Origin of the sequence: Bacillus sp. GMs2/2 (assembly GCF_050172095.1) — a bacterium.
Classification (GTDB): Bacteria; Bacillota; Bacilli; order Bacillales; family Bacillaceae_G; genus Bacillus_A; species Bacillus_A cereus.
This window is the reverse complement of record NZ_JBNLYE010000145.1, coordinates 1-10,355: the sequence shown is the minus strand read 5'-3', so window position 1 is coordinate 10,355 and position 10,355 is coordinate 1. Positions and strand designations below refer to the sequence as shown.

Genomic DNA, 10,355 nt, shown 5'->3' with positions numbered 1-10,355 from the left:
CCTTCGTGCAGTATACAATGAATACGGATTACAAAGAAAATATAAAAATACTTTTTTAGACGGACAACTATAGCAAAATACAGCATATAATCCATACTATCTATGTTTACAAATAAGTGATCATTACTTTAGTAGGAGGAAGATAAATATGGCGGGTACTACGCTTGTTTTAAAAGAAGAAAATTTGGTTGTTCTAGAAAATGTTGAAAAATCAGTATATGAAGAGTTACAGCATAAAGCGGGAGAAGAAAACTGCACATGTGCTGTGAACGAATCAGTTGTTCACCTTGGCAAGGTATCCTCTGTACTCTGGAATGAAGATGAAATAGATTGGGAATACGGATATTAAAAAGTCGCTTATAGCGGCTTTTTTTCTCTTTTCTCTCTCTTTCTAAATAACATATACAAAGCGTAATCATAGAAAATATGATAAAATGAACTTAATTTTCAAACGGAAGAAAGGGAGATACAATGGAACAATTCATTAACCCTAGAGTGAAGGATATCCAAATTTCTGGAATCCGTCAATTCTCTAACATGATTCAAAACTATGGTAATTTGATTTCTTTAACAATTGGACAACCCGATTTCCCTACACCTTCTCTCGTGAAAGAAGCGGCAAAACGGGCTATTACAGAAAACTATACAAGCTATACACATAACGCTGGTTTACTAGAATTACGTAAGGCAGCTTGTAACTTCGTAAAAGATAACTACGATTTACATTACTCACCTGAAAACGAAACCATCGTTACAATCGGTGCTAGCGAAGCAATTGATGTTGCATTCCGAACGATTTTAGAGCCAGGAACAGAAGTAATTTTACCTGCTCCTATTTATCCAGGCTACGAACCTATTATTCGATTATGCGGTGCAACGCCTATTTTTGTAGATGTTCGTGAAACTGGATTTCGTTTAACAGCTGAAGCGCTTAAAAATGCTATTACAGAAAAAACAAGATGTATCGTACTACCGTATCCTTCTAACCCAACCGGTGTAACTTTATCAACAGAAGAGCTAAAAGATATTGTAGATGTTTTAAAAGATAAAAATATTTTCGTCCTTTCAGATGAAATTTATAGCGAGCTTGTATATGAACAAAAGCATACATCTATCGCTCATTTCCCAGAAATACGTGAAAAAACAATTGTCATTAACGGTTTATCTAAATCACATTCTATGACTGGCTGGCGTGTTGGACTTTTATTTGCACCAAGTTATTTAGCAGGACACATATTAAAAGTTCATCAATACAATGTAACGTGTGCTACTTCAATCGCTCAATACGCTGCAATTGAAGCATTAACAGCAGCTAAAGACGCACCAAAAATGATGCGCCACCAATATAAAAAACGCCGTGATTACGTATATAATAGACTCACTCAAATGGGATTAACAGTTGAAAAGCCAACAGGTGCATTTTACTTATTCCCATATGTTGGTCATTTGACATCTTCATCATTTGATTTTGCACTTGATCTTGTCAAAGAAGCGGGACTAGCTGTAGTTCCTGGAACAGCATTCTCTGAATACGGTGAAGGCTACCTTCGCTTGTCCTATGCGTATAGTATCGAAACTTTAAAAGAAGGCTGCGACCGATTAGAAGCCTTTCTAATGAAAAAAGCTAAGAGTTAAACTCTTAGCTTTTTTATGCATAATGATCACAAGTTTGACGTTTTAGTAATTTATGAGGAATAATGATACACTTTGCAGTGGATTCTGCATTCTCTACTTTATCAACTAAAGCTTTTGCTGCCTCATATCCTAGCTGATAAATATTCACATCAACTGTCGAAAGTGGAGGGCTCGCAATTTCTGATAATAAAGCATTATTAAAGCTTACAATAGAAACATCTTTCGGTACAACGAATCCTTTTTTAGAAAGAGCACTTAACACACCAAGTCCAATTAAGTCATCCGTTGCCATAATTGCCGTTGGCGGTTGCTGCAGTCCCATTAATTCCTCAACAGCTTGTTGACCACTTTCCCTCGAAAAATCAAAATGTAAAATATATTCTTTTGGTAATACAATGTCTGCTAATTTCAAGGCATCACTCATACCAGCTAAACGATCTCTCGTTACAAGTAAATCTGATCCACCACCAATGAACGCGATTTGCTTATGCCCTAATGAAATTAAATATTCTGCCACTTCTCTTGCAGCTGTATAATTGTCATTATCTACATATGTAATTTCATCTTTTCGATCATATGGTTTTCCTATTAAAACAAACGGGAAATTTTGTTCATGTAAATATTGAATAATCCGATCATTCTCCCTTGAATATAAAAGAATAATGCCACCAATTTGGCGTCCCTGTACCATCTTTACGACACCATTAAAAATTTCTTCTTCCGTTTCACCTGTCGACATGTAAAGCGCATAACCTTCTACGTGTGCAAATGAACTAATCCCTCTTATAACTTCTGGGAAAAATGGATTTTGAAAAGCTTTACTTGCAGAACTTGGCATAACAAGACCAAGTGTTTTCGTCGTTTGGTTCGCAAGATTTCTCGCATTTAAATTGGGATGATACCCTAATTCACTCATCACTTTCCTAACACGGCGCTTTGTCTTTTCACTTATACTTGGATTATCAGCAATTACACGAGAAACTGTTGATGGTGCAACATTCGCTTGCTTCGCCACATCTTTAATTGTAACTGTCATAAAAATCCCCCTCCTCTCATTTCTCTGCCATTTTTCATATATTTTATCTCGCACTCATTGCAAGTCATAAACTTTCATTTCTTATATCTTGCAAAACTAATCCTATTCTCCCTCTTCATGTATTGTAAGGGATATAGCTATTTTTTCCTATACTATAATATACTATTTATTTCACTTCTTTTCACATGTGATGTCAAATCTCTTTTCATCTCCCTATAAACTTATTTATAGGGAGATGAAAAGAAAAATGGGACGTAATGTCCCATTTTTCATCCTTTTGTACCTCCAGCTGTTAAACCAGAAATAAAGTATTTTTGTAGTGATAGGAATAAAATTGAAATTGGGATCGCAATTAACACAGAACCCGCTGCAAACGTTGTAAATTCATTACCGAATTTCTTCGCAACCATTTCATATAATCCAACTGCTAAAGTATAATTTTCTGGTGTTCGCAAAATAATACTCGCTAAAATGAAATCTGTAAATGGACCAATGAAAGTAAATAACGCTACAACCGCTACGATTGGCTTTGCAAGTGGCATAATGATTTGCCAAAAAATACGAAAATGTCCTGCTCCATCCATTCGAGCTGATTCATCCAGTTCTTTCGGAATCGTATCAAAATACCCTTTCATAAGCCATGTATTCATCGGAATAGCCCCGCCTACATAAATTAAAATTAATGCAAGGTGTGTATCAATTAATCCTGTTAATTGAGCTAATACGTATAAAGCAATTAACGCTGCAAAGTTTGGAATCATTTGCAGAATTAAAAATGTTAATAAACCATTTTTTCTTCCAACAAAACGATATCTCGAAAATGCATAAGCGGTAAAACTAATTGCTAACACTGAGAAAATCATCGTTAAAACACTTACTTTTAATGTATTTTTATACCATAGTAAGTAATTACTATTCTCTAGATCTAATAACTTACGATAATGATCTAACGTTGCATTTTGTGGAATAATACTTGATCCAGATAAACTATCACCTGGATTAAACGATGAGCCAATAATCCATAATAACGGATAGAAAATGATGGCACACATTACGAAAATAACTAAATAACTTAATGAGAGACGTAACATCTTCTGTCTTTTAATATTCATTTACATCATATCCTCTTCTTGGAATGATTTTGTTCTCTTAAATTGCCATAACGCAACTGTAATAACAATTAACGATAATATCATTGTAAGAGCTGCTGCTTTTCCGTACTGCGCTGAAGTCATCGTTAACTTATAAATCCATGAAATTAAAATATCCGTTCCACCTGCGTCTTGTCCAGCTACAGCAGGACCTCCACCATTAAATAGATAGATGATACTAAAGTTATTAAAGTTAAACGTATATTGCGTAATTAATATTGGTGCTGTTGCATATAACACAAGTGGCAATGTAATTTTACGAAACTGTTGCCAAGCTGTCGCTCCATCTACTGTAGCCGCTTCATATAATTCTCCCGGAATCGATTGCAGTATACCTGTTGTCATCGCAAAGATAAACGGGAACCCAAGCCACGTTTGAATCATAATTAAAGCAATCTTCGCCCAAAATGGATCTGTCATCCAAGCAATCTTTTCAATTCCGAATAAAGCTAATACTTGATTGTTAATCGCTCCGAATGTTTCATTAAACATACCAGAGAAAACAAGAATAGATACGAATGCTGGAACCGCCCACGGTAAAATGAAGATTGTTCGAATAATCGCCTTTCCTTTAATACCAGGCTGATTTACGATAATCGCTAAGAAAATACCAAGTGCAACTTGTAATGTTGTTGCAACGAATGTCCAAATGACAGTCCAAGAGAATACACTTACAAATGTCTCTCTCCACATCGGTAAAGTGAAAATATCAATAAAGTTTTTAAAGCCCACCCAATCTACTAATTTAGCTGGAGGAGAATGATATAAATCATAGTTTGTAAATCCAATTAAAATTACGAAGATGATTGGAAATACGACAACAAAGATAAGTAGTAGAAAACCTGGTGAAACCATTAAATAAGGAAAACCTTGATCTAACAAATTACGATATTGCTCTTTTACAGAATTTAACGCTGTTCCGCTATCACGTTTCTTTCCATTTTGGTATGCATCATATAAGTTAAATGCATATATGCCTAGCCCAAAAGCGATAACGATAAGGGCCAAGATTCCTTCTACTAATAGAAAGACAGAATGGTCACGTGGAACTTCTGTACCAAGCGTTACAATACCCCATAATCCCATATTTAATAAATCAGCAAAGGCTACAATAAAAGAACCTGTTAATACTAGAAAAATAAGACCTTTTACAAATTGTTTATTATACATTTGGCCCACGCCTGGAATGATTGATAACATGGTTGCCATTTTCCTATGCTTTGAACGGTTTAACCCATTTGCTGGTTCCATAGATGTTTGCATGTTCCTTCCCCCTTTTTTCTTCCTACATGGAAGGGAGAGAATTCGTGCCTCTCATATTAGAGGCACGAATTTCACCTTATTTTTTCTTGTTATGATTTGCCTCAATATTACCTTTAATTTGTTTCACTGCACTATCAAGCGCCGCTTTTGGTGCCTCTTTATCTGTAACAACTAATTGAAGCGCATCTCCAGCTGGTTTCCAAACTTCTTGCATTTCTGGAATGTTTGGCATTGGAATTCCATTTTCAGATTGCGTTGCAACTGCTTTTGCAGCTTCGTTATCTTTAATAATTGGATCTTCCATTACTGATTTTACTGGAGGAATTTCTTTTGTTTTCTCAAATCGAATTTTTGCGTTTTCTTCATTTGTTACCCACTCAGTGAATTTTGTAGCTAAATCATTTTGTTTAGAGAAACTTGTTACATGCCATCCTTTAACCCCAACAAACGTTTTCATTGGTTGACCATTTGGTAATTTCGGCATTGGAGCAACGCCATAATCAATCCCGTTCTTTTCCATTGCTTGGAACGCCCATGGGCCATTCATGATAGAAGCTGCTTTTCCTTCATTGAATAGTCCATCAGCAGCAGGCCCACCTGATTCACCGATAATACCTTTTGGGAATAATTTTTCCTTGTACCATTTTTGAAGATATTCAGCACCTTGTACTGCTCCACTATTATTTAATCCAACATCACTTGCATTTGGCTTTCCATCTTTTTCACCAAATACATAACCGCCCATACCTGCCATGAATGCATTAGCAAAGTAGAAGTTATCTCCTAATGCTAAAAATCCGTACTTGCCATCTTTCGTAAATTCTTTTGAGAAGTTAAACAGCTCGTCCATCGTTTCTGGCGCTTTTGGCATTAGTTTTTTATTGTAAATAAAGACTGGTGTCTCAATTGCTTTTGGTAAACCATATAATTTTCCGTTATATGTCTGTGCTTCTATTGATGAATTAGTAAATTTACTCTTTACAGCATCATCTGCTTTCACTTCAGAAAGTAAACCTTCTGTTACTGCATTTCCGATTTGATCGTGTGGCAATGTTACAACATCTGGTCCAGTCCCCGCTGGCCCATCAAGGCGTAACTTCTTCACTTGATCTGTCATTTGCATTTCAACAACTTTTACTTTTACTTTATATTTTTCCTCAAAGCTTTTCACTGCTGGTTCTAAACCAACACCTTTTTTATCATCTTCCCAAACAAGAAGATCATAGTCTTTTTTCGCTTTACTTTCCTCTTTTTTCCCTGAATCTTTCGGTCCACATGCAGATAACATACCAATAGATAATGCTGAAACCGTTAATAATGATAATGCTTTCTTCATCCCAAAAACCTCCCTAAATTGTCTATGTACCTCAGTAACTGAAAACGTTTGCATTTGATAGTTTAATTGAAGCGCAAACAATATCTCAATCTATGAAAACGTTTGCGCTATTTGTCTATCATTATACATTCTTTTATTCATTTTGCAAATATTAATTTAAAAATTATGTCATTATACTCTTTATACATTGACTTTATATAAAATGAATACTACTCTTATAAGCAATATTAAAGCTACGAGAAAGGCAATCGTTTGCAATACAGGCTTTATTATTACACTTAAGGGAATACTATGTATAGAGATATTGAAGGGGGATTTTCTATATGTTTAAAGAAGCCATTTATCATAGGCCGAAAGATAATTATGCATACGCTTATGATGAACAAACAATTCACATCCGAGTACGTACTAAGAGAGATGATATTCAAAGCGCCGATCTTATTTACGGTGATCCTTACGAATGGAAAGACGGGAAATGGATATCAGCAAGTACACCCATGAAAAAAACGGGTTCTACTGCATTATTTGATTATTGGTCCATTGCAATCGAACCAAAATTTAAGCGCTTACGTTATGGGTTTGAATTAAAATCTGAAACAGACACTCTTATTTATGCAGAGCGAGGATTCTTTTCTAGCATTCCAAATGATGATGTTGGTAACTTTTTCTGTTTTCCATTTATTCATGCAGATGATGTATTCAAAGCACCATCTTGGATTAAAGACACCATTTGGTATCAGATTTTCCCTGAGCGATTCGCTAATGGCGATAGTACGCTGAATCCAGAAAACACCCTTCCTTGGGGAAGTGCGAATCCAACTCCAACTAATTTTTTCGGCGGAGATTTTTCTGGTGTTATTCAAAACCTTGATTACCTTGTTAAGCTTGGCATTTCCGGAATATATTTCACACCTATTTTCAAAGCTCATTCAAACCATAAATATGACACAATTGACTATATGGAAATTGACCCACAATTTGGGACGAAAGAAACTTTTAAAGAGCTCGTTGAAGAATGTCATAAGCACGGTATAAAAGTAATGCTCGATGCTGTGTTTAATCATAGTGGATACTTTTTCGAGAAATTTCAAGACGTACTAGAGAATGGTGAGAAGTCCGCATATAAAGAGTGGTTCCACATTCATGAATTTCCGATTATAACCGAACCACTTCCAAATTATGATACTTTCGCCTTTACACCGTATATGCCTAAATTAAATACAGCTCATCCAGATGTAAAAGAATACTTACTTGAAGTAGGACGTTATTGGGTACGAGAATTCAATATAGATGGCTGGCGCCTTGATGTCGCCAATGAAGTCGATCACAACTTTTGGAGAGAATTCCGAACTGAAATAAAGACACTAAATCCTGAAGTATATATTTTGGGAGAAATTTGGCACGATGCCCTTCCGTGGCTACAAGGCGATCAATTTGATGCTGTCATGAGCTATCCTGTTACAAATGCTCTACTTTCTTACTTTGCTAACGATTCCATTAAAGCAAGTGAATTCATGAAGCAAATTACAGAATCTCTACATTCCTACTCTATGAATGTAAATGAAGCAGCATTTCATTTATTAGACAGCCATGATACTCCAAGAATTTTAACAACATGCAACGGAGATAAAAATAAGTTGAAATTGCTCTATGTATTCCATCTTTCTTTCATCGGCTCTCCTTGTATTTATTACGGGGATGAAATTGGTATGGATGGCGGCATGGACCCTGATTGCCGTAAATGTATGATTTGGGATACTAAAGAACAAGATCATGCATTATTTACCCATATACAAACATTGATTTTATTACGTAAACAACATAAAGCATTTGGAGGACATGGTACTTTTCAATTCATCGAAGCAAATGATGAACATAATTATATTTCTTATACGAAAACATATGAGGATGAAACTATCTTTTTCGTTTTAAACCCTACTAATAGTGAAGTTACAGTTTCACTCCCTCTTCATGTTACTGGTAAGAAAATAATTAACATTTATACAAACGAAGAATTTTCAGCGGAAGCAAGTGTATTACAAGTTACACTTCCTCCATATGGATTCTCCATATTAAAATGGTAATCCAAAAAAGCCTTATGCCAAGTTCGAAATGGCATAAGGCTTTTTCTTATTTCAATTTGAACACTATCGCTTCATACGGACGTAATGGAATGTTATCTATTGATCCGATTTCTACATCGTAATTGTGTATAAATAACTCTGATTCACTATAACTAATATCCTTAGGCATTTCAAATACACTTTCATCCGCAGTAAAGTTTGCAATGACAAGTAGTTTTTCATCTCCATATGTTCTTACATAAGCAAAAATAGAAGGGTCATTATCTAATATTAAATCATATGATCCATACACAACTATTTCATTATTTTTGCGTAGTTCAATTAATTTCTTATAGTAATAAAAAATTGAACCTTCATCTTGGATTGCTTGTTTCACATTAATCTCTTTATAGTTAGGATTTACAGTAATCCAAGGTTCACCTTTTGTAAATCCAGCGTGATTCTGATCATTCCACTGCATCGGAGTTCTAGCATTATCACGACCCTTTATATAAATAGATTCCATTACTTTTTCTATATCTTCACCATGGTCTATCACTTTTTCTTTATACATATTTAACGTTTCAATATCTCGATATTCATCAATTGATTGGAATCGAACGTTCGTCATTCCAATTTCCTCTCCTTGATAAATATATGGCGTTCCTTTCATCATATGAAGAACTGTCGCTAACATTTTTGCTGATTCAATGCGATACATTCCATCATTACCAAAACGAGATACAACGCGAGGCTGATCATGATTATTCCAATAAAGGCTATTCCATCCGGTATGCTCTAATGCTTTTTGCCACTTTGTTAAATTCTCTTTTAAAGTAAGAAGTGAGCATGGTTTTACATCCCACTTTCCACCTTCTCCTGAATCTAAATCCATATGTTCAAATTGGAATACCATTTGCAACTCTTTTCGTTCTTCTCCAGTATACAATTTCGCTTCTTCTGTCGTTACACCAGGCATTTCACCAACCGTCATAATATCATAATGCGATAATACTTCCTCATTCATTTCATGTAAATATTTATGAATGTTTGGACCGTTCATAAAATGCTTATGACCTGAAACATACCCCTCTTCTTCTGTTTCAACAGCTGGTAATCCCTCTTCTTTAGAAATAAAATTAATAACATCCATACGGAAGCCATCAATTCCTTTTTCTAACCAAAACTTCATCATTTCATAAACATCTTGTCTTACCTTTTCATTATCCCAATTTAAATCTGGCTGTTTTTTAGAAAACAGATGTAAATAATATTCATCCGTCATTTCATCATACTGCCATGCAGATCCACTAAAAGCAGCTCCCCAGTTGTTCGGTTCTTTCCCTTCTTTTCCAGGGCGCCATATATAGTAATCTCTATATTTATTATCTTTTGATTTACGTGATTCAATAAACCAATTATGTTCATCCGAAGTATGATTAACAACTAAGTCCATCATAAGTTTCATATTACGTTCATGCATTTCATATAATAGCTCATCCCAATCTTCCATTGTTCCGAACTCGTTCATAATTTTACAATAATCGCTTATATCATAACCATTATCATCATTTGGAGATTCATAGACTGGTGATAACCAAATCACATCAATCCCTAACTCTTTTAAGTAATCTAGCTTTGAAATAATCCCTTGAAGATCTCCTATACCATCACCATTACTATCCATAAAGCTACGAGGATAAATTTGATATACTACACTTTCTTTCCACCATTGTTTTTCCATTATGCTACCCCATTTCATTCATCATTCATTTTTCTCTTTTTTAAGGCGCAAACGTTTTCATTAATGAATGATAACAGATTCTATCTCAATTTAAAATAGCGCTTACAATTTTTATTATTCTTTTTCT

8 protein-coding genes are annotated in these 10,355 nt (G+C 34.9%); 3 read left to right on the top strand and 5 right to left on the bottom strand.

The genetic code is table 11. The features are described from left to right. Positions 1–148 precede the first annotated feature (148 nt). Positions 149–349: a hypothetical protein gene (locus ACQGS6_RS17325; protein WP_000929280.1), complete on the top strand. Its 201-nt coding sequence runs from the start codon at positions 149–151 to the stop codon at positions 347–349. 122 nt (positions 350–471) lie between these two features. Continuing rightward, positions 472–1,635, top strand: coding sequence for an aminotransferase A (locus ACQGS6_RS17320; protein ID WP_426965352.1), 1,164 nt, complete (start codon positions 472–474; stop codon positions 1,633–1,635). 13 nt (positions 1,636–1,648) lie between these two features. Here ACQGS6_RS17320 and malR read toward each other — a convergent pair whose 3' ends face one another. The 4 genes from malR to ACQGS6_RS17300 form a co-directional block, all read right to left on the bottom strand. Next, a complete protein-coding gene (gene malR / locus ACQGS6_RS17315; protein WP_000219053.1) occupies positions 1,649–2,671 on the bottom strand; it encodes a maltose operon transcriptional repressor MalR in 1,023 nt (340 codons plus the stop codon). A 269-nt stretch (positions 2,672–2,940) separates the two neighbouring features. After that, positions 2,941–3,783 (bottom strand): maltosaccharide ABC transporter permease MalD, encoded by an 843-nt coding sequence (gene malD / locus ACQGS6_RS17310; protein ID WP_001022608.1) that lies wholly within the window; start codon positions 3,781–3,783, stop codon positions 2,941–2,943. Beyond that, positions 3,784–5,085, bottom strand: a complete 1,302-nt coding sequence (malC, locus tag ACQGS6_RS17305; protein ID WP_030027745.1) for a maltosaccharide ABC transporter permease MalC — start codon at positions 5,083–5,085, stop codon at positions 3,784–3,786. A 76-nt stretch (positions 5,086–5,161) separates the two neighbouring features. Next, positions 5,162–6,421: an extracellular solute-binding protein gene (locus tag ACQGS6_RS17300; RefSeq protein ID WP_000709923.1), complete on the bottom strand. Its 1,260-nt coding sequence runs from the start codon at positions 6,419–6,421 to the stop codon at positions 5,162–5,164. Between the two features lie 323 nt (positions 6,422–6,744). Between ACQGS6_RS17300 and ACQGS6_RS17295 the strand changes: the two genes are divergently transcribed. Further along, positions 6,745–8,505, top strand: a complete 1,761-nt coding sequence (locus ACQGS6_RS17295; RefSeq protein WP_000471776.1) for an alpha-glycosidase — start codon at positions 6,745–6,747, stop codon at positions 8,503–8,505. Positions 8,506–8,551: 46 nt separating this feature from the next. Here ACQGS6_RS17295 and malL read toward each other — a convergent pair whose 3' ends face one another. Continuing rightward, positions 8,552–10,228, bottom strand: a complete 1,677-nt coding sequence (gene malL / locus ACQGS6_RS17290; protein WP_000415182.1) for an oligo-1,6-glucosidase — start codon at positions 10,226–10,228, stop codon at positions 8,552–8,554. Between the last annotated feature and the right edge of the window lie 127 nt (positions 10,229–10,355).

Excerpts from the sequence above, each read along its gene's own strand:
- ACQGS6_RS17320 (WP_426965352.1), top strand. The coding sequence starts at position 472 with ATGGAACAATTCATTAACCCTAGAGTGAAGGATATCCAAATTTCTGGA.
- ACQGS6_RS17300 (WP_000709923.1), bottom strand. The coding sequence starts at position 6,421 with ATGAAGAAAGCATTATCATTATTAACGGTTTCAGCATTATCTATTGGT.
- malR (WP_000219053.1), bottom strand. The coding sequence starts at position 2,671 with ATGACAGTTACAATTAAAGATGTGGCGAAGCAAGCGAATGTTGCACCA.
- malD (WP_001022608.1), bottom strand. The coding sequence starts at position 3,783 with ATGAATATTAAAAGACAGAAGATGTTACGTCTCTCATTAAGTTATTTA.
- ACQGS6_RS17295 (WP_000471776.1), top strand. The coding sequence starts at position 6,745 with ATGTTTAAAGAAGCCATTTATCATAGGCCGAAAGATAATTATGCATAC.
- malC (WP_030027745.1), bottom strand. The coding sequence starts at position 5,085 with ATGCAAACATCTATGGAACCAGCAAATGGGTTAAACCGTTCAAAGCAT.
- malL (WP_000415182.1), bottom strand. The coding sequence starts at position 10,228 with ATGGAAAAACAATGGTGGAAAGAAAGTGTAGTATATCAAATTTATCCT.
- ACQGS6_RS17325 (WP_000929280.1), top strand. The coding sequence starts at position 149 with ATGGCGGGTACTACGCTTGTTTTAAAAGAAGAAAATTTGGTTGTTCTA.